This window comes from Micromonospora sp. WMMD714 (assembly GCF_029581315.1).
In the GTDB taxonomy this organism is placed as follows: domain Bacteria; phylum Actinomycetota; class Actinomycetes; order Mycobacteriales; family Micromonosporaceae; genus Micromonospora; species Micromonospora rifamycinica.
The window spans coordinates 3,169,217-3,190,069 of record NZ_CP120744.1; the positions used below are offsets into that span (position 1 = coordinate 3,169,217).

Here is a 20,853-nt window from a genome sequence, read left to right on the forward strand (position 1 = left end):
CGAGGGCCGCCGCCGTGACCCGGCGGTGGCCCTCACCCTTTCCCCGGGGTACGCGCGCGACCCGCGCGGCACCCCACCACCGGAGGGCGTCAACGGCGACGCCCGGATGGAGTGACCGTGAACGAGCACGACCTCGACGTCCTCGACGAGATCCAGCGACGGGTGCTGTGGCTCGCCACCCGGATCGTGGACGCGGCCAACCACGACCGGGACACCGGCGACGGGGTGAAGGTCGGTGGCCACCAGGCCTCCAGCGCCTCCCTGGTCACCGCGATGACCGCGCTCTGGTTCGCCCACCTGGACGCCGAGGACCGGGTGGCGGTCAAGCCGCACGCCTCCCCGGTGTTCCACGCGATCCAGTACCTGCTGGGCAACCTGGACCGGTCGTACCTGACGCGGTTGCGGGCGCGGGGCGGGTTGCAGTCGTACCCGTCGCGGACCAAGGACCCGGACGCGGTGGACTTCTCCACCGGTTCGGTCGGGCTGGGCGCGGCGGCCCCGCTGTTCGCCGCGGTGACCCGACGCTACGTGGACGCCCACTTCGGCGCCCGCCCGCACTCCCGGTTCGTCGCGTTGATCGGCGACGCCGAGCTGGACGAGGGCAACATCTGGGAGGCGGTCGCCGATCCGGCCACCACCGGCCTGGGCAACGTGATGTGGCTGGTCGACTTCAACCGGCAGTCGCTGGACCGGGTGGTCCCCGGCATCCGGATCGACCAGTGGCGGGGGCAGTTCGAGGCCGCCGGCTGGCACGTGGTGGAGGTCAAGTACGGCCGCCGGCTCGCCCAGGCGTACGCCCGGCCGGGTGGGGCGGCGCTACGGGACTGGATAGACCGGATGCCCAACGAGCAGTACCAGTCGCTGTTCGGGCTGACCGGGCCGGCGCTGCGGGAGCGGTTCCTGGACGGTGCGCCGGCCGGGATCGCCGCGTTCGTCGCCGACCTGACCGACGAGGAGTTGGCTCCGCTCGTCACCGACCTGGGCGGGCACGACCTGGAGGCGATGCTCGACGCGTACGCCCAGTGCGACGCGGTGACCGACCGGCCCAGCGTCGTCTTCGCGTACACCGTGAAGGGGTGGGGGTTGCCGATCGCCGGCAATCCGCGCAACCATTCGGCGCTGCTGTCCCCCGCGCAGATCGACGTGCTGCGGGCGGCGCACGGCCTGACCACCGCGACCGAGTGGGACCGGCTGGACCCGGCGAGCCCGGCCGGCATCCGGGCCGGCGCCCGCCGTGAGGCGCTGGCCCGCGCGCCGCGCCGACGCTCGCTGGGGGTCACCGTGCCGGAGGCCACCGGGGTACGCACGCAGCGGCCGATCTCCACCCAGGAGGCCTTCGGCCGGGTCCTGGTGGAGCTGGCCCGAAACCCGCAGGTGGCGCCCTACCTGGTCAGCACCGCGCCGGACGTGGCCACCTCCACCAACCTCGCGGGGTTCCTCAACCGGACCGGGGTCTTCGCCCCGACCGAACGGCGGTCCTGGTCGGAGGACCGGATGCTGCGCTGGACGGAGAGCCCCACCGGGCAGCACATCGAGCTGGGCATCTCCGAGATGAACCTGTTCCTGCTGCTGGGGCAGCTCGGCCTGGCGTGGGACCTGTCCGGGCAGCCGCTGCTGCCGGTGGGCACGGTGTACGACCCGTTCGTGCTGCGCGGCCTGGACGCGTTCCTCTACGGCACCTACTCGGGCTCCCGGTTCGTGGTGGCCGGCACCCCGTCGGGGATCACCCTGGCCCCGGAGGGCGGTGCCCACCAGTCCACCATCACCGCCTCCGTCGGCCTGGAACTGCCCGGCGTCACCCTCTGCGAACCGGCGTACGCCACCAGCCTGGACTGGCTGCTCTGCGACGCGTTCGGCCAGATCGCGCAGGGTACGGCTCCGGCCGCGACCGCCGCGCCGGCCGAGGACGGGGCGTACTACTTCCGGTTGAGCACCCGCCCGCTGGACCAGACGCCGTTCGAGGCGGCCCGGACCCGGCTCGGCGACGCGGTACTGCGCCGGCAGGTGGTCGCCGGGGCGTACCGGCTGGTGGACGCGCACCAGGCGTATCCGCACCTGGCCGACGCGCCGGTGGTCACCCTGGCCGCCTCGGGGGCGGTGCTGCCGGAGACGCTGGCCGCCGCCGCCGAGCTGGCCGAGGAGGGCATCGCCGCGCACGTGGTCGACGTGACCAGCCTGGACCGGCTGTACCGGGCCTGGCAGCGCACCCTGCGCCAGGGCGTCCGCACGGCGACCGTGCCGAGCGCCCCGGGGGCGTTGCGGGCGGCCTTCGGCGACCGTGCCCCGCTGGTGACCGTGCACGACGCCGCCTCGCACGCGATGGCCTGGCTCGGCTCGGCGCTGGGGGTGCCGGCGGTGCCCCTCGGGGTGGACGAGTTCGGCCAGTCCGGCAGCGTCCGCGAACTGTACGAGCTGCACGATCTCCTCCCCGGCAGCATCGTCAACGCCGCGCTGGCCGCCCTGTCCCTACGCTGACCCCTGCCCTCACCTTTCCCGTGCCTCCACCCTTCTCGTGGCTTCGCGTCTCCCGTGCCTCCACCCTTCTCGTGGCCTCGCGTTTGCCGTGCTCCACCCCCTCCGTGCCCTCGCGTCTGCCCGCTCCGCTTGGCCCGGTGCCAGCCACCGCCCCCGCCGCCCGCCCCATCGGAACCCCCTCCCCGGCCTGAACCACCTTGGTCACCTGCGCGGCATCGGCGCGGACCTGTCCGGTGCTGGCTGGGACGGACGCTTGCCGCCCCTCAGCGAAGCATGTTGCCGATCCCACTACTCTCCGTTACTTCTCTGGCTGATGCCGCCTCAGGTCACTCTCAGTGTTCGATCTGGTAGTCCCCACACCATGCTCTCCATCCTTTGCTCTGCTGCCGTGGAGGCGACAAGCCCCTGAGCAGGGAAATGTGAATTGAATGCAGGCGGCGTGATTGCCGGCACGATTACTAAAGGTCACTGTCGCTGTGAGGGCGGCAGAGCAAAGTCTCGGGGTGCGGATAGGTGGGGGCGGCCTGGAAGTAACCTTCCGTGACATTGATGGAGGGTGGCGGTGGCATGGGGCATTCGTGTGCCGGAGGCTCGGCGGTCGGCCTGCAGCCGTCGCCGCCGGTTGTGCGTCGGCAGCATCGGTGGCGGGTGGGCGGCGCGGCGGCGGCCCAGCCCTTCTTCCTGCCCTGACATCGGTTGTGCGCTGGTCGCGTGGCTGACGTTGGCTGTGCGCCGTCGCCCGTCCGCCTGCCTGCCTGCCCGTCCGCCCGCTGACGTCCGTCGGACGCCTGCCGCCGTCCAGCCTGCCGGCATGGCGTCGGTTGTGGGTCGGCTACCTGCCGGGGGAGAGGGTCAGCTGGTCGGGCTGGGGGTCGGCGAGGTGGGAGTCGGAGCGGTACCGGAGGGGGCCGGGGACTCCGATGCGCCTCGGGTCGGGGTCGGGGTCACCGGGACGTCGGCGCCCTTCGCCGGTTCCTGGATGACGTGGCGTTCCAGGTTCACCTGGGCCTGGCCGGTGCCCCCGACGGTGATGTCGTCGTACGCCTGGAGCAGTTTCTGCTGGTCGAAGTAGAGCACCGACATCGACAGCGGGGTGGGTTTCTCGCCCTCCAGGCCACGCAGTCCGGCACCGCCGGTGGAGCCCTCCACCATGAGCTGGGTGGTCTGCTGGCCGGCCACCTGCGGCAGCTTCGACATCTGGCGGGCGTGGGTGTGCCCGGCCAGCACCAGCGGGCAGGTGCCGGAGAGCGGTCCGGCCGAGGCCGGGTCGTGTACCAGCGCGATGTTCACCGGTCGGGGCGAGCTGCGGACCGTGGTGGCGAGCGTCTCACCGGCCCCGATGACCTGGTCGGCGACCTGGGCGGTGAGCCCGCTGCCGGCGGGTGAGGTCTCCTTGTCCGGGGTGAACCGGGGGTCGCCGATGCCGGCGATGGTCAGCCCGGCGACGGTGGTGGTCGAGTTGTTGAGCACGACCGCGTTCGGCTGGCGGGCCACCGCCGCCGCCGTTCGGGGCGAGTCGTGGTTGCCCCGGATGTAGACGTACGGCTTCTTGAGCAGGCCGATCGAGCCGACGTAGGACGCCTCGGGTTCGCTGCCCCAGTCGGTCAGGTCGCCGGTGTCGATCACCACATCGATGCCGAACTGCTCCACCACGGTACGGATCAACTGCCAGCCGGTCGGGTTGAGGTGCATGTCGGACACGTGCAGCACCCGGGTGGTGCCCGGCGCCGGTTCGTACACCGGCAGCGCCGACACCGTGGTGTAGAGCTGGCTGACGTTGCCCACCAGCCGTTGCAGCTGCTCGGCGTAGCGGCTGTAGTCGTTGGCGATCCGGCGCGCGTCACCGACGATCGCCGGGGCGTTGACCAGCAGGCCCTCGTACCGGGGCTCCTCGATGGCCTGCGGTCGCAGGGTGCCCGCCGCGAGACCGAGACTGCCGGCGGTGACCACCAGGGCGAGCCCGCCGGCCCACGCGGTACGCCGGGTGTCCCGGAAGACCAACGCGGCCAGCAGCAGGGTGGCCAGCACCGCCCCGCCGAGGGTGCGCAGCCCGAGCCGGAGCACCCCGTTGCGGACGTCCGTCACCGCCGACTGGCTGGCCCGGCTGATGCTCGCCGGGTCGTCGATCAACGCCTCGGTCTTGCGCTGGTCCAGCGCGCCCAGGCCGACCGTCAGGTGGGTCGGCCCCCGGTGACTGTCGAGCTGGAGCGCGCCCAGCGGGGGGATGTCGACGGTGGTGCCGCCACGCACGGCCGGGGCCAGGGTCAGGTCGGCGCGGAACGGGCCGATGTCGGTGCTGACCCGGCCGGCGGCGAACACCCCGATGACCGTTCCGGTCAGGGCGACCAACAGCACCGCCAGTACCACGCCGACCCGCCGGGCCTGCCCCGACCGACCGGCCGGCCACCAGGTGCGTCCGCGCCGCTCACGCCGGGTGGGGGCGTCGCCGCCCCCGGTCCCGCGCTGCTCGTTCTCCTGACCGTCCATGCTGAGATTGTGACCTGCCCAGTGAAGGATCTTGGCAAACCCGGCCGACGGACGGCCGATCCGCCCGGTACCTGCCCGGCTGTCCGGCCTGCCGGCGTGTCGTCAGCTCCGGCCCGCACCGCCGTCGGCTTGTCGTCAGCTCCGACCGGCACCGCCGTCGGCGAAGACCAGCCGCAGCAGCCGGTCGTCCTCCGGCACCGGCTCGCCCCGCCCGTCGTGGTTGGAGGTGGAGACCCAGAGGGAACCGTCCGGGGCGGCGACGACCGCCCGCAACCGGCCGTACTTCCCGGTCAGCAGTTCCCGGGGCGCACCGAGCACGGTGCCGCCGTCGGTCAGCTCCACCAGCCAGAGCCGCTCCCCGCGCAGGCAGGCGGCGGCCAGCAGCCGACCCGTCGCCGCCAGCCCCGAGCAGGACGCCTCCCCGGTGCCCCACTGGGTGATCGGGTCGACGAACCGGCCGTCCCCGGCCTGCCCCTCCACCGTCGGCCAGCCGTAGTTCGCGCCCCGGTCGATCCGGTTGATCTCGTCCCAGGTGTTCTGTCCGAACTCGGTGGCGTACATCCGCTTACCGGCGTCCCAGGCCAGGCCCTGCACGTTGCGGTGCCCCAGCGACCAGACCGGTGAGCCCGGGAACGGGTTGCCGGCCGCCGGCTTGCCGTCCGGGGTGATCCGCAGGATCTTGCCGGCCAGGTTGGCCCGGTCCTGGGCGGCGGCCCGGTCACCGGCGTCGCCGGTGCTGACGTAGAGCTGCCCGTCCGGGCCGAAGGCGAGCCCACCGCCGTTGTGGTTGCCGGCTTTGGGGATGCCGGTGAGGATCGGCGTGGGGGTGCCGCCCAGCGTCAACCGGGCCACCCGGTTGTCCTGCGCGGTGGTGTAGTAGACGAAGACCGACCGGTCCTGCGCGTACCCCGGCGAGACGGCGATGCCGAGCAGCCCGGCCTCGCCGGACGCGGCCACCTCCGGCACGGTCTGCACCGGGGTCACCGCCAACCCCTGCGGCCCCGACGCCGGCCCGACCTGGAGGATCCGGCCGGAGTCCCGTTCGGTGACCAGGGCGGCCCCGTCCGGCAGGAAGGCGATCCCCCACGGCACCCGTAGCCCCTTGGCCAGCACCGTGGCCACCACCTGCTGTTCGGGGGCGGTCGCCGACACCGACGGGGTCGGCAGGTTGGGGGGCTCACCGGCCGGGTCGGGCTCCGGCGGGCCGAGACTGCACCCGGTGAGCAGCAGCGCGACGCCGGAGGTCGCCAGGGCCGCGCGGACCCGGGCGGTGCGGGGGTACGGGAGACGGGCGGTCACCCGGCCCAGCCTAGCCCGCGGATCCGCCCCTTCCCGGCCCCCGCCGACGGCTGCCCCGCCCGGCCACCGTTGGGGGCTGCCCCGCCCGGCCACCGTCCGCGGTCGCCGGTCGGCCGGGCGCTCACCTGGCCCGGACGGCCAGCAGCGCCACGTCGTCCTCGCGTCGCTGTCCGGTGCCGAGCAGCAGGTCGCACAGCTCGGCGGTCGGCCGGGCACCGGCGGCGGCGACCCGTTCGCACAACTGACCCATGCCCTCGTCGATTGGCTGGTCCCGCCGCTCCACCAGCCCGTCGGTGTAGAGCAGCAGGGTGTCCCCGGGGCCGAGCAGCACCTCCGCCCCGGTCCGCGGGATCGGACGGGTCAACCCCAGCAGCGGCTCCCGCCGGCCGTCGAGCAGTCGTACGTCGCCACCGGCGGTGACCAGTAGCGGTGCGGGATGGCCGGCGTTGCACCAGGTGACCGCCACCCCGTCCGGGGTGGGCCGGAGCCGGACCAGCACCGCCGTGGCGGCGGTCGGGATGCGCAGCCCGGAGATGGTGGCGTCCAGCCGCCGCATCAGCTCGTCCACCGGGTCACCGCGCCCGTAGGCGTTGCCGCGTACCAGGTTGCGGAGCTGCCCCATCGTCGCGGCGGCCTCGATGTCGTGGCCGGCGACGTCCCCGATCGCCGCGATCAGGTCACCGTCGGGCTGGACGAAGGCGTCGTACCAGTCGCCGCCCACCTCCACCCGGTCGGCGGCCGGCTGGTAGCGGGCCACCAGCTCCACCCACGGGATCTGCGGCAGCTGCGGGAGCATGCTGTGTTGCAGCACCTCGGCGACGTGCCGCTGTTCGCCGTAGATCCAGCCGTTGCCGACGGCCTGCCCGGCCCGACGACCGATCTCCAGCGCGGTACCCAGGTCGTCGTCGTCGAAGGCCCGCCGGTCCGGCCCGTTGACCAGGGTCACCACGCCCATCACCGCGCCCCGGCCGGGGGTCGGCACCGGCACGGTCAGGTGCGAGGCGAAGCCCAGCCGTTCGGCGAGGGCGACCAGCTCCGGGGCATCGCTGGCCTGTCGGACGTCGGCCAGGTCGGCGACCCCGCGTAGCACCGGCTGGCCGGTCCGCAGCACCGTGCGGGTGATCGAGGCGGGACCGAGCCGGTCGAGCGCCACCGCGCCGAACCGGGTCACCTCGGCGGCACGGGCCGGGTCGCGGTGCACGGCGGTGACCCACCGGGGGGTGCCGCCCTGGTCGACCAGGGTCACCATGGCCCAGTCGGCCAGCAGCGGCACCACCGCGTCGGCCAGCCGCGCCACGGCCGTCTCCACGTCGAGCGTGTCGGCCAGGGTCTCGCTCAGCGAGGCGAGCAGGTTGAGCCGCTCGTGCGCCTGCTCGGCCAGCCGGCGGGCCGACTCGGCCGCGTCCAGGGCGATCCGCAGCCGCAGCTCCGAGGAGCAGGCCGCGGCCAGGTCGGCCAGGGTGTGCAGCTGGGCCTTCGTCCAGGCGCGGGGTCTGCTGTCGATCGCGCACAGCGAGCCGAGCACCCGGCCGTCCAGGTCGGTCAGCGGCATCCCGGCGTACGCGACGACGCCCAGCTCCGGCACGGCCAGGTTGTCCCGTACCCGGGGGTAGAGCCGGGCGTCCGGCAGCACCAGCGGGATCTCGGTGTCGATCACGTGCTGACAGAACGAGTGGCTCAGCGGGGTCTGCCGGAGGCCGGCCCACGGGTCGGGCAACCCGACCGCGCCGGGGAAGAACTGTCGGGTCTCGCTGACCAGGGAGACCAGCGCCACCGGCACGTCGAGCAGGTCGCTGACCAGCCGGGCGAACCGGTCGAACGCCTCGTCCGGCGCGGCGTCCAGACCGGTGTCGGTCAGCGACCGCAGCCGGCCCGGTTCGGCCAGCGCGGGGATGTCGACGGCCGGCCGTTCGGTGCGTTCGGTCATCGACCACCTGTCTGCCGTGATGGGGGACGCCGTACGACGTCCCGACCCTCGGTTATACCCCTGCCGCCCGACGGTCGCCTGCGGACGTGGGCGACATCGCCCGGTGCGGCGTCGGTCGGCCGACCCCTCGGAACCGCCCGCCGTCGGAGGGCTATCGTCGGCACGCGTGAAGGTATGGATCCCCCATCCCGCCGGTGTCGAGCTGCTCGGGCCGGTGCCGTGCGGTGTCACCGTACAGCCGTGGACCGATCCGGCGGACCCGCCCGGCGACCCGGCGGACGTCCGGTTCTGGGTGCCGCCGTTCCTGGCCGGCGCGGAGACCCTGACGATGCTGGACCGGCTGCCCGACCTGGCGGTGGTCCAGCTCCTCTCGGCCGGGGCGGACGCCTGGGCCGGGCGGGTGCCCGCCGGGGTGGCCCTGTGCGACGCCCGGGGGGTGCACGACGCCGGCACCGCCGAGTGGGTGGTCGCCGCGATCCTCGCCCAGCTGCGCGGCTTCCCGGCGCTGGCCCGCGCCCAGGCCCGGCGGGAGTGGGCGTACGACCGGGTCGCGCCGACCGACGAACTGACCGGTAAACGGGTGCTCATCGTGGGGGCCGGCTCGATCGGCGCGGCGGTACGGAGCCGGCTGGCCCCGTTCGACGTCACCTTCACCCTGGTGGCCCGCACCGCCCGGCCGGACCAGGGGGTGCACGCGGTGGCCGAGTTGCCGCGGTTGCTGCCGGGAGCCGACGTGGTGGTGCTGCTGGTGCCGCTCACCGACGCCACCCGTGGCCTGGTGGACGCGGACTTCCTGGCCGCCATGCCGGACGGGGCACTGCTGGTCAACGCCGCACGGGGTCCGGTGGCGGACACCGCGGCCCTGGTCGCCGAGCTGACCTCCGGTCGGCTGCGGGCGGCGCTGGACGTGACCGATCCGGAGCCGCTGCCGGCCGACCATCCGCTCTGGGAGCTGCCCAACGTGCTGCTCACCCCGCACGTCGCCGGCTCGGTCAAGGGGCTGCTGCCCCGGGCGTACCGGCTGGTGGGGGAGCAGGTACGCCGGTTCGCCGCCGGTACGCCGCTGGTCAACCGGGTGGAGGACGGCTACTGACACCGCCCGGGGCGGACCGGCGCAGGACCACCCGGCGGGGCGGTGGCCGGGGTACGCAGGCCGTCCGGGCCGAGGGGCGACGGGTGGTGGGGGTCGGTTCAGCGGGGGTCGGGCAGGGCCTGCCCGGTGATCGAGACCAGGCGGGGCAGGTCCACGCCCCGGACGGCGGGCAGGGGGAGCTGCTGCCCGTCGGCGAGCCGGACGACGGCCCGGCCGCGCGGGTCGGCGGTCAACTCGACGACCTGCTCCCAGGGCACCCGTCGACTTCCGACCAGTGCCCGCAACCGCAGCTCGCGCCGGTCGGCGTCGGTGCCCGAGCGCCAGGCCCAGGCCGCGACGACCAGCGGGACGAGCAGCACCGGCAGCAGGTAGGCCCGGGCGGCGGCCAGGGGCAGCGCGCCGATGGTGGCGATCACGGCCGCGACCAGGACGGCCTGGTGGTGCCGGAAACGGAGGGTGTCGGCGCGGCTCACCCCCCGATGATTCCACCCCGGTCCCCGGCAGCCCCGGCCGGGCCGTCGGCGCCGTTCCCGGCGCCGAGAGGGCCGGGCGGGTGGGTGACGCGGGTCACGGTCGGGGCGCGTAACCGGTGCGATGGCCGTTCGTTGGACCGGTAACCCCCCTTGCACCGGCCCGTGTCCCCCTCACGAAGGTGACCGCCGTGACCGACGCTCCCCTCCTCCGTCGTCCACTCTCCGTACCGGTCGTGTCCTCGGTGCTGGCCGCGCTGCTGGTCAGCGTGGGCCTGACCGGTCTCCTCCCACCGCCGGCGGCCGTCGCGCTGGCCGGCGTCGGCGGTTGCGCCCCGGTCGTCGGCCGGCTGCTCCGGCTGGCCGCCGTCGACGGCCGGGACCGGCGCAGCCGGCTCTGCCGCCGCGCCGCCGCCCTGCTCGTCGCCGCGGTGACGGTGGCCGCGCTGACCGTCGCGGTGCCACCACTGGTGCCGGCGGGCTGGCGGGTCGGGGTCGCGGTGGCCGGGCTCGGCGCGGCCACCGCGACGTTCGCCGCCGGCCTTCTCCTGCTGCCCGGCCACTCCCGGTCGACGCCCCGCGCCCGGTTGCGGCGTGGGGTGGACGTGCTCGGCCTGGGCACCGCGCTGCTCTTCGCCGGCTGGGTGCTGGTGCCGTCCGGCCCGGTGCCGCCGGTGGTCCGGGTGGTGACCGTCCTCGGCGCGACCGGGCTGGCCGGGTTGCTGGTGAGCGCGTTGGCCGACCGGCGTCGTCGTCCCGGGGCGGCCCGCTGCCGGGCCGGGGCGGCGACCGTGCTGCTGGGGCTGGCCGGTCTGGTGGCGCTGGAGGCCTACCGGGCTCCGGCGGTGACGCTGCTGACCCTCGTGCCGGTGCTGGTCGGCGGGGCGCTGCTGACCGCCGCCGGGATGACCCGGGTCGCGGCGGGGGATCCGCCCGGCCCGGCCGGTCCGCCGCCGGCCTGGCCCCGGGTGACCGCCCCGGCGGCGGTGGCCACCGTGGCGGCGGCCGGTCACCTGGCGGTCGTCGGGGGCTTCAGCGCGACCGCCGTCCTGCTGGGGCTGGCGGTGATCCCGCCGCTGGTGGGCCGGGAGCTGATCTCCGCGACCGACGACCGGCGGTGGGCGGGTCGGCTGGCCGCCCGGGAGGCGTACTTCCGGACGTTGGTCTCGGGTGGCCGCGACCTGATCCTGGTGCTCGACGACCGGTTGCGGGTGCACTGGCTGTCGGCGGCCGGCGAGCGCTGGTTCGGGCTGCGCCGGAGCGAGGTGTGCGGGCTCGCGCTGGCCGACCTGCTGCACCCGGACGACGCTCCCGGTGTGCTGACCCGGCTGGCCGCGCCGCCGCAGGACGACGGCCCGCCGTTGCTGGTGGCCAGGATGCGCGCCGGTGACGGTGCCTGGCGGGAGATCGAGTCGACGGTCAGCGACCAGCGCGACGTGCCGGAGGTGGCCGCGGTGGTGCTGCACGTCCGGGACGTCGGGGACCGCCGTCGGCTGGAGCGGGAACTGCGTCGGGTGGCCGCCGCCGACCCGCTCACCGGCCTGGCCGACCGGCAGGAGCTGCTCCGGGTGCTCGGCGAGCGGGCCGGCCCGCCCGGCGCGCTGCTCCTGGTCGACGTGCACGGTTGCCCGCCGGCGCAGGACGCCCCCGGGCCGGGGGTGGACGGCGGCACCCTGACGGTCACCACCGCCCGTCGGCTGCGTGACGTGGTCGGCCCGCGCGATCTGGTCTGCCGGTTGTCCGGCACGGAGTTCGCGGTGGTCACCGACGCCGCCTCGGTGCCGGCGTACGCGCTGGGTGAGCGGCTGCTGGCCGCGTTGACCGAGCCGTGGCCGGTGCCGACGGGGATGGCCCGGCTCCGGGTCGCGGTGGGCCTGGCCGAGCTGACCGGAGGCGACCCGCAGGACGTGCTGCGCCAGGCCGACCTGGCCCGCCGCCGGGCCGTCCAGCTCGGCCGGAACCGGGTCGAGTGGTACGACGCCTGCCTGGAGGAGCAGCTGGTCCGCCGGATGGACCTGGAACGGGAGCTGCCCGGCGCGGCGGCCCGGGGAGAGCTGGACCTGGTCTACCAGCCGGTGTTGGCGCTGGCCGACCGGCGGCCGGCCGGCATCGAGGCGTTGCTGCGGTGGCGCAGCCCGGTGCTGGGCACCGTGTTGCCGGCCGAGTTGCTGCCGGTCGCCGAGGATCTGGGCCTGCTGGGTGAGCTGGGCCGGTGGGTGTTGGACCGGGCCTGCCGGCAGCTCGCCGACTGGTCGTACGGCGGCCGGGAACTGTGGCTGGCGGTCAACCTGACGCTGGCCGAGCTGCTGGCGCCGGATCTGGTGCCCCGGGTGGCGACGGTGCTGGCCGGGCACGGCGTCCCGGCGGAACGGCTGGTGCTGGAGATCGCCGAACCGGGGCTGGGCGCGGACCTGTCGATGGTGGTGGCCCGGCTGGCCGGGCTGCGGGCGATGGGGGTACGCACCGCGCTGGACAGCTTCCGGGCCGAGCACGCCTCGCTGACCCGGCTGCGTCGGCTGCCGATCGACCTGTTGAAGGTGCAGCCGCAGCCGGTCGGGCCGGACGAGGGGACGCGTCCGCTGATCGACGTGGTGGTGGGCCTGGGGGAGCGGCTGGGGGTGACGGTGGTGATGGCGGAGCTGGAGTCCGAGCCGGACGTCGACCGGGCAACGCGGGCGGGCTGCCGGTACGGCCAGGGTTTCGCGCTGGCGCGTCCGGCGACCGCCGAACGGGTCGAGGCGTACTTCGCGGAGTTCCCGTCGGCGTTCCGTTGAGCGGGCCGCCGAACTCCGTTGAGCGGGCCGCCGCCGGCCGGTCCACTGAACCGGTTCATCTCGGTCGGGGCGGTGCGGTGCTGCCGCGCGGGGTCAGGTGTGGCGTCTCGTCCTGGAGGCCGCCGACCGGCTCACCGGCGATGACGGCGAGCAGCTGGCGGGCCGCGTTCGCGCCGTAGGCGGGGATGTCCCGGCTGAGCGCGGTCAGCGGTGGGTGCACGAGCTGGCACAGTGGGGAGTCGTCCCAGGCCACGATGGACAGGTCGGTGGGGACGCCGAGCCCCATCTCCTGGGCCACGGAGAGCCCGGCGATGGCCATCACGTCGTTGTCGTAGATCAGGGCGGTGGGGCGCTGGGCCGAGCTGAGCAGCCGCCGGGTGGCGCGGGCACCCTCCTCCCCGGTGTAGTCGGACCACACGGTCGCCGCCTCGGTGAGCCCGAGCCGGCCGCAGACCTCGGCGAAGGCGTCGGTGCGGATCTCCGTGTGCCGCAGCGCGGGCAGCCCGCCGACCCGGGCGATCTTGCGGTGACCGAGCGCGACCAGGTATTCCACCGTCTCGGCCAGCGCCGCCGCGTCATCGGACCAGACGCTGGCCAACGTGCCGGTGTGCCCCGGTCCGCCGATCACCACGGCGGGTAGCTGGAGCTCCTCCAGGGCGGGTACCCGGATGTCGTCGGTGCGCAGGTCGCAGACGAGGACGCCGTCGACCCGCCGCTCGGCCCACCAGCGCCGGTAGACCGCGATCTCCGCCTCCTGGTCGGCGACCACCTGGAGGGTCAGCGCGTAGGACCGGGCGGAGAGTTCGGCCTCGACGCCGCTGATCAGCTCCATGAAGAACGGTTCGATGCCGAGGATCCGGGCCGGGCGGCACAGGGCCAGGCCGACGGCGTCGGCGGTGGCGCCGGAGAGCGCGCGGGCGGCGCTGCTCGGGCTGAAGCCGATCTCGGCGGCGATGGCCAGGATGCGCTGCCGGGTGGCCTCCGAGACGCCCGGCTGCCCGTTGAGCGCGTACGACACCGCGCCCTTGGACACTCCGGCGCGTCGGGCGACGTCGGCGATGGTCGGCCGCTTCACCGGCGGGTTCCTCCACTTCTCGCGGCCTGGGCAGGCGGTACGCGGGGCCGGGATCGGCCGGCGGTGCCCACGCTACCGGTGCCGGGCGTGACCGGTGCCGCCGGCCGTGGTGGAATCCAGCCGGTAGCGGTGGCCGATCCACTTGTCCGGTTAAGCAGAGTGGCCGGCCGCCGCCTCCGCGGTGGTGCGGTGGCGGGTCGGGCTGCCCGGCGACGCTGCTCAGACAGGCCCTCCGCGCCCCTGTCCGAGGTCCGGTGACCGCCGGTGGGGAACACCGTTGACAGGGTTGGGGGTGGCCCGTACGGTGGCTTCACTTATCCGGTTCAGTTGACATCCCTCGATGTGTTGGGGCTGTCCGGAGCAGCGAAGGCGCGGTGGGGTCGTGACTCGGCAGGCGTTGCACGAGGGTTGGCGGCTGCGGGCGGTGGCTGGGCCGCAGGTGCCCGACACGGTGGCCGGTCGGGCGGTGCCGGCGACCGTGCCCGGCTGCGTGCACACCGATCTGCTCGCCGCCGGCCTGATCGACGATCCCTTCCTCGACGCCAACGAGACGGCGCTGGCCTGGATCGGCCGCACCGACTGGGAGTACGCGACCACCTTCGGGTACGCACCCGGCGACGACGAGCGGATCGACCTGGTCTGCGCCGGGCTGGACACGGTCGCCACGATCACCCTCAACGGCGTCGAGGTCGGCCGGACCGCCAACATGCACCGGTCGTACCGGTTCGACGTGCGGTCGGCGCTGCGGCCGGGGGAGAACACCCTCGCCGTCCGGTTCGACGCGGCGTACCGCTACGCCGAGGAGCAGCGGGACCGGCTCGGCGACCGGCCCAACGCCTACCCGGAGCCGTTCGCGTTCATCCGCAAGATGGCCTGCAACTTCGGCTGGGACTGGGGGCCGACGCTGGTGACCGCCGGGATCTGGCAGGAGATCGGGCTGCACGCCTGGTCCACCGCCCGGCTCGGTGTCGTCCGTCCACTGGTGACGGTCGTCGACGGCCACGGGCGGGTGGAGCTGCACGTCGAGGTCGAACGGGTGGCCGACCTGCCGCTGACCGTCCGCGCCGAGGTCGCCGGGGTGACCGGCGAGACGGCCGTCGCGGCCGGGCAGCGCACGGCCGCGCTGACCCTCACCGTCGCCGACCCCGAGCTGTGGTGGCCCCGGGGGTACGGCGCACAGCCGCTGCACCCGCTGACGGTGCACCTGTCGACGCCCGACGGCACCCCGGTGGACACCTGGTCGCAGCGGATCGGCTTCCGCTCGGTCCGCCTGGACACCACCCCCGACGCCCACGGCACCCCGTTCACCCTGCACGTCAACGACGTGCCGGTGCTGGTGCGGGGGGCCAACTGGATTCCCGACGACGCGTTCCCCACCCGGATCACCCGCGACCGGCTGGCCCACCGGTTCACCCAGGGCGCCGACGCCAACGTCAACCTGCTGCGCGTCTGGGGCGGCGGCCGGTACGAGTCGGCCGACTTCTACTCCCTCGCCGACGAGCGCGGCCTGCTGGTGCAGCAGGACTTCCTCTTCGCCTGCGCGGCCTACCCGGAGGAGGAGCCGTTCGGCACCGAGGTCGAGGCGGAGGCCCGGGAGCAGGTGACCCGGCTGGCCGGGCACCCGTCGCTGGTGCTCTGGACCGGCAACAACGAGAACATCTGGGGCTGGCACGACTGGGGCTGGCGGGAGCCGCTGGCCGGGCGCAGCTGGGGGCGGGGCTTCTATCTCGACCTGCTGCCCCGGGTGGTCGGCGAGCTGGACCCGACCCGCCCGTACTGGCCGGGCAGCCCGTGGTCGGGGGTGGAGGCGATCCACCCCAACGACCCGGCACACGGCACCACACACATCTGGGACGTCTGGAACACCGACGACTACACGAGGTACCGCGAGTACGTCCCCCGGTTCGTCGCCGAGTTCGGCTACCAGGCGCCCCCGGCGTACGCGACGCTGCGCCGGGCGCTCTCCGACGAGCCCCTCGCCCACGACTCGCCGGGGATGGCCCACCACCAGAAGGCGGCCGACGGGGACGCCAAGCTGCAACGCGGGCTCGACGCGCACCTGCCCGCCCCGGTCGACTTCGACGACTGGCACTACCTGACCCAGCTCAACCAGGCGCGGGCCATCCAACTGGGGGTGGAACACTTCCGCTCCCACCGGGAGGTCTGCTCCGGCACCATCGTCTGGCAGCTCAACGACTGCTGGCCGGTCACCTCCTGGTCGGCCGTCGACGGTGACGGCCGCCGCAAGCCCCTGTGGTACGCGCTGCGCCGGGCGTACGCCGACCGGCTGCTCACCGTGCAGCCCCGCGACGGCGGGCTGGCCCTGGTCGCGGTGAACGAGACCGGCACCCCGTGGCGGTCCCCGGTCACGGTGACCCGGTGCACCCTGGCCGGCGAGCCGAGGGCGACGACCGGGTACCAGCTCGACGTGCCGGCGTACGCGGCGGTGACGCTGCTACTGCCGACGGACCTGGCGGCGGCCGGCGAGGAACGCCGGGAGCTGCTGGTCGCCGAGGCCGGGGACACCGCCGAGCGGGCGCTGTGGTTCTTCGCCGAGGACCGGGACGCGCACTGGCCGGCGGCCCGCTACGAGGCGACGGTCCAGCAGGTCGACGGGGGTCACCGGGTCCGGGTCACCGCGCGGACCGTGCTGCGCGACCTGACCCTCTTCCCGGACCGGCTGGACCCGACGGCCGAGGTCGACGCGGCACTGGTCACCCTGCTGCCGGGGGAGTCGGCCACCTTCACGGTGACCTGCGGTGCGCCGCTGGATCCGGCGGCGCTGACCGCCCGGCCGGTGCTGCGCTGCGTCAACGACCTGGTCGACGGCGCGGCCCCGGCGGCGGACCGACCGGGCGGCCTGGTCCCGGCCGCGGACCGCCCGGACGGCGCGGCCCCGGTGGCGGGCTGACCGGCGGGCCGGCGTCCTCCTCCCGTCCGGTGCGGGGGAGGAGGGCGCCGGTCGCCCCTTGACAGCCCCGATTCGATCCGCAAGGGTCGATGCATTCCGGGTGCGGCGGCGCGCTCCTTCCCTCGTCTGCGAAGGGCAGCCGTGATGTCGTCCACCTTCAGCCGCCGGCACCTGTTCCGCCTCGGCGGGGCCACCCTCGTCGTCGCCGGCACCACTCCCGGGCTGCCCGCCCTGGCCGCCGGCACGGTCACCGCCGACCTGGTGGTCTACGGCGCGACCGCGGCCGGCATCGTGGCCGCCGTGCAGACGCGCCGGCTGGGGCGGACCGCCGTGATCGTCGAACCGGGTGACCACGTCGGCGGGCTCACCACCGGTGGGCTCGGCTACACCGACAGCGGCACCAGCGCCGCCATCGGCGGTATCGCCGCGGAGTTCTACCGCCGGGTGTACGCCCGGTACCAGGGCGTCCCGGTCGCCCCCGACTCGCCGATGCGGCTGGTGTTCGAGCCGCACGTGGCCGCCGGGGTCTGCGCGGACCTGCTCACCGAGCACGGCATCCCGGTCTACCTGAACGCGCGGCTGACCGCTGTGCAGCGCAGTGGTGACCGGATCACCGGCCTGGTCACCGACAACGGGCAATTCTTCACCGGCCCGATGTTCGTCGACGCGACCTACGAGGGTGACCTGATGGCCGCCGCCGGGGTGTCGTACACGGTCGGGCGCGAGGCCAACACCAGGTACGGCGAGACGGTCAACGGGGTACAGCTACGCGGGGCGCACCAGTTCACCCTGCCGGTCGACCCGTACGTGGTGCCGGGCGACCCGGCCAGCGGGCTGCTCCCCGGCATCTCCGCCGGCCCGGTCGCGCCGAACGGCACCGGTGACGACCGGATCCAGGCGTACAACTTCCGGATGTGCCTGACCCAGGCCGCCGGCCGGATCCCGTTCCCGCAGCCGGCCGGCTACGACCCGGCCGACTACGAACTGCTGCTGCGGTACGTGCGGGCCGGCTACACCGGGCCGTTCTTCACCACCCAGAGCGTCGGCGGCGGCAAGACCGACTCGAACAACACCGGGGCGTTCTCCACCGACTTCATCGGCGCGAGCCACGCCTACCCGACGGCGACCTGGGCACAGCGGGACAGCATGGTCGCCGACCACCTGACGTACCAGCAGGGGCTGATGTGGTTCCTGGCCAACGACCCCCGGCTGCCGGAGCCGGTCCGGGCGGGGGTGGCCCGCTGGGGTCTGGCCGCCGACGAGTTCACCGCCACCGGCGGGTGGCCGCCGCAGCTCTACGTCCGCGAGGCCCGCCGGATGGTGTCGGCGTACGTGATGACCGAGCGGGACTGCCGGGGCGCGGTCCGGGTCGCCGACGCGGTCGGTCTGGCCAGCTACACGATGGACTCGCACAACTGCCAGCGGGTGGTGGTGGACGGGCTGGTGAGGAACGAGGGCGACGTGCAGGTCGGGGTGTCCGGCCCGTACCCGGTCAGCTACCGGTCGATCGTGCCCACCGCCGGGCAGTGCGCCAACCTCCTCGTCCCGGTCTGCCTGTCGGCCAGTCACATCGCCTACGGCTCGATCCGGATGGAACCGGTCTTCATGATCCTCGCCCAGTCCGCGGCGACGGCGGCGGTGCTGGCGGTCGACGCCGGGGTGCCGGTGCAGCAGGTCGACGTCGCCGCCCTCCAGGCCCGGCTACGTCGGGACGGGCAGATCCTGAGCTGGCCGCCCACCGCCGAGGGCGAGATCGTGGTGGACAACCGGTCGGCCAGGGTCACCCGGGCCGGCGTCTGGGTGGCCAGCACCGCCATCGGCGGCTATTGGGGGCCGGACTACGAGCACGACGGCAACACCGGCAAGGGCGTCAACCGGATGCGCTTCACCCCGTCCCTGCCGACGGCCGGGAGCTGGGCCGTCCAGCTGCGCTGGACGGCCGACCCGAACCGGGCCGGCAACGTCCCGGTCGACGTGGTGCACGGCGGTGGGGTGACCACCCGGCTGGTCGACCAGCGCACGTCGGGCGGGCAGTGGGTGCCGCTGGGCACCTTCCAGTTCCCGGCGGGTACGGCGGGCAGCGTGCTCATCCGTACCGAGGGCACCGACGGGTACGTCGTCGCCGACGCGGTCCGCTTCCTGCCGGCCTGAACCACGGCGGGTCCGCCGGGGGTACGCCACGCGACCCGGTGCCGAAGCGGAAGTCACGAACCACGCGACAGGTGAATTGAAGACTTTTGCAAGTGCTAAAGTCTTCATGACTTCGACCGGGAGAAGGTCAACGCGTGTCGGTCCCGCTGTACCAGGCCAAGGCGGAGCTGTTCCGCACCCTCGGGCACCCGGTGCGGATCCGGGTGCTCGAACTGCTCCAGGACGGGCCGAAGCCGGTCCGCGACCTGCTCGCCGTCATTGAGGTCGAGCCGTCCAACCTCTCCCAACAGCTCGCCGTGCTGCGCCGGGCCGGCCTGGTCACCTCCTACCGGGACGGCCCGCTGGTCATGTACTCGCTGAGCACCCCCGACGTGGCCGACCTGCTGGCCGCCGGCCGCCGCATCCTCGGCACCGTCCTCACCGACCGCGACGCCCTCCTCGACGAACTCCGCAGCTCACCGCCCCGGTCCGGCCGGTGAGTGCCACCGCCGTCGCCGACCGGGTCCTCGGCCTGCTGCCTGACCGGGCCGACTGGCAGGCGGTACGCCGCGCACCCCGGCGGGACCTGACCGCCGGGCTGACCGTGGCGGTGGTGGCCCTGCCGCTCGCCCTCGCCTTCGGCGTCACCTCCGGGCTGGGTGCCCAGGCCGGGCTGGTCACCGCTGTCGTCGCCGGGGCGGTGGCGGCCGTCTTCGGCGGCTCCCACCTCCAGGTCTCCGGCCCCACCGGGGCGATGACCGTGGTCCTGGTGCCGGTGGTGCAGCAGTTCGGCCCGACCGGGGTGCTGATGGTCGGCGCGCTGGCCGGGCTGCTGCTGATCGCCCTCGCCCTGGCCCGCCTCGGCCGGTACGTCCGCTACCTGCCCACCCCCGTGATCGAGGGCTTCACCGCCGGCATCGCCGTGGTCATCGCCCTGCAACAGCTGCCCGCCGCGCTCGGCGTGACCGACGCGCACGGCGACCGGGTGTGGGCCGTCGCCGCCGACGCCGTCGCCCGGTTCGCCGTACACCCCCGGCCAGTGGCGCTGGCGGTCGCGCTCGGGGTGGCGGCGCTGATGCTGCTCGGCGCACGCTGGCGACCCGGCCTGCCGTTCTCGCTGCTCGGGGTGGCCGCCGCGACGGTGCTCGCGGAGACCGCCCCGGTCGACCTGGTCCGGATCGGGGCGCTGCCGCAGGGGCTTCCCAGGCCGACGCTGGGCTTCCTCGACCCCGGCGCGGTCGGGGTGCTGCTGCCGTCGGCGCTGGCGGTGGCCGCGCTCGCCGCGCTGGAGAGCCTGCTGTCGGCGACCGTCGCCGACGGGATGACCATCGGGCAACGGCACGACCCGGACCGGGAGCTGTTCGGTCAGGGCCTGGCCAACCTGGCCGCGCCGCTGTTCGGCGGCATCCCGGCCACCGCCGCGATCGCCCGTACGGCGGTCAACGTCCGCGCCGGGGCGGCCTCGAAGCTGGCCGCCCTCACCCACGCGGTGGCGCTCGCCGCGATCGTCCTCGTCGCCGCCCCGCTGGTCGGCCGGATCCCGCTCGCCGCGCTGGCCGGGGTGCTACTCGCCACCACGGTCCGGATGGTCGAGGCCGGCGCGCTGTGGGCGCTCGCCCGCGCCACCCGGGGCGACGCGCTGGTGCTGGTGCTCACCTTCGTCGTCACGGTGGCGTGGGACCTGGTCACCGCCGTCGCCGTCGGGGTGGCCGTGGCGGTGGTGATCGCGCTGCGCGCGGTGGCCCGCAGCGCCCGGCTCGAACAGGTCCCGCTCGATCAGGGCGAGCACAGCGATGAGGAGCACGCCCTGCTGGCCGAGCACATCGTGGCGTACCGGCTGGACGGGCCGCTGTTCTTCGCCGCCGCGCACACCTTCCTGCTGGAGCTGTCCGAGGTGGCCGACGTCCGGGTGGTCATTCTGCGGATGTCGCGGGTGTCGGCGCTGGACGCCACCGGCGCGCACGTGCTCGGCGACGCGGTCCGACGACTGCGGGGCCGGGGGATCACCGTGCTGATCTCCGGCATCACCCCCGACCACGACCAGGTGCTCGCCACCCTCGGGGTGGCCGACGAGCTACGCCGCGACGGACTGGTCTTCGCCGACACCCCGGCCGCCATCGCCCACGCCCGGGAGCTGCTGCACGGCACCGTCACCACCTGACGACAGCCGGCGTGCGCCGGCTGGCGGTTGATCGACTCTTCGGGGCCGATG

General features: G+C 74.6%; 12 protein-coding genes. 7 read left to right on the forward strand and 5 right to left on the reverse strand.

Features of this window, described 5'->3' with window-relative positions; genetic code table 11:
• Nucleotides 1-117 precede the first annotated feature (117 nt).
• Nucleotides 118-2,475, forward strand: coding sequence for a transketolase C-terminal domain-containing protein (locus tag O7625_RS14130; RefSeq protein WP_282346394.1), 2,358 nt, complete (start codon nt 118-120; stop codon nt 2,473-2,475).
• 852 nt (nt 2,476-3,327) lie between these two features.
• Here O7625_RS14130 and O7625_RS14135 read toward each other — a convergent pair.
• From O7625_RS14135 to O7625_RS14145, 3 genes are all read right to left on the reverse strand, one after another.
• Entirely contained in the window at nt 3,328-4,962 is a 1,635-nt protein-coding gene (locus O7625_RS14135) for a metallophosphoesterase (RefSeq protein WP_282346396.1), read from the reverse strand.
• A gap of 135 nt (nt 4,963-5,097) precedes the next feature.
• A complete protein-coding gene (locus O7625_RS14140) occupies nt 5,098-6,261 on the reverse strand; it encodes a PQQ-dependent sugar dehydrogenase (protein ID WP_282346398.1) in 1,164 nt (387 codons plus the stop codon).
• 121 nt (nt 6,262-6,382) lie between these two features.
• Nucleotides 6,383-8,188, reverse strand: coding sequence for a SpoIIE family protein phosphatase (locus O7625_RS14145; RefSeq protein WP_282346400.1), 1,806 nt, complete (start codon nt 8,186-8,188; stop codon nt 6,383-6,385).
• A 166-nt stretch (nt 8,189-8,354) separates the two neighbouring features.
• On the opposite strand from O7625_RS14145, the gene O7625_RS14150 reads away from it, so the two are divergent.
• On the forward strand, nt 8,355-9,281 hold the full coding sequence (locus O7625_RS14150) for a 2-hydroxyacid dehydrogenase (RefSeq protein WP_282346402.1): 927 nt from the start codon (nt 8,355-8,357) through the stop codon (nt 9,279-9,281).
• A gap of 98 nt (nt 9,282-9,379) precedes the next feature.
• Here the strand turns inward: O7625_RS14150 and O7625_RS14155 are convergent, their stop codons facing one another.
• A complete protein-coding gene (locus O7625_RS14155) occupies nt 9,380-9,754 on the reverse strand; it encodes a PH domain-containing protein (protein WP_282346404.1) in 375 nt (124 codons plus the stop codon).
• 188 nt (nt 9,755-9,942) lie between these two features.
• Between O7625_RS14155 and O7625_RS14160 the strand changes: the two genes are divergently transcribed.
• Entirely contained in the window at nt 9,943-12,525 is a 2,583-nt protein-coding gene (locus tag O7625_RS14160; RefSeq protein WP_282346406.1) for a sensor domain-containing phosphodiesterase, read from the forward strand.
• 55 nt (nt 12,526-12,580) lie between these two features.
• On the opposite strand, the gene O7625_RS14165 is transcribed toward O7625_RS14160, so the two are convergent.
• On the reverse strand, nt 12,581-13,600 hold the full coding sequence (locus O7625_RS14165) for a LacI family DNA-binding transcriptional regulator (protein ID WP_282346408.1): 1,020 nt from the start codon (nt 13,598-13,600) through the stop codon (nt 12,581-12,583).
• A gap of 340 nt (nt 13,601-13,940) precedes the next feature.
• Between O7625_RS14165 and O7625_RS14170 the strand changes: the two genes are divergently transcribed.
• The 4 genes from O7625_RS14170 to O7625_RS14185 all read left to right on the forward strand — a co-directional run bounded on the left by O7625_RS14170 (nt 13,941) and on the right by O7625_RS14185 (nt 20,802).
• Nucleotides 13,941-16,511, forward strand: a complete 2,571-nt coding sequence (locus tag O7625_RS14170; RefSeq protein ID WP_282346410.1) for a glycoside hydrolase family 2 protein — start codon at nt 13,941-13,943, stop codon at nt 16,509-16,511.
• Between the two features lie 144 nt (nt 16,512-16,655).
• Nucleotides 16,656-18,662, forward strand: coding sequence for an FAD-dependent oxidoreductase (locus O7625_RS14175; protein WP_282346412.1), 2,007 nt, complete (start codon nt 16,656-16,658; stop codon nt 18,660-18,662).
• 134 nt (nt 18,663-18,796) lie between these two features.
• Nucleotides 18,797-19,141: a metalloregulator ArsR/SmtB family transcription factor gene (locus O7625_RS14180; RefSeq protein WP_282346414.1), complete on the forward strand. Its 345-nt coding sequence runs from the start codon at nt 18,797-18,799 to the stop codon at nt 19,139-19,141.
• Nucleotides 19,138-20,802: a SulP family inorganic anion transporter gene (locus O7625_RS14185; RefSeq protein WP_282346416.1), complete on the forward strand. Its 1,665-nt coding sequence runs from the start codon at nt 19,138-19,140 to the stop codon at nt 20,800-20,802. The genes O7625_RS14180 and O7625_RS14185 overlap by 4 nt, the downstream gene beginning before the upstream one ends.
• The last annotated feature ends 51 nt before the right edge of the window (nt 20,803-20,853 follow it).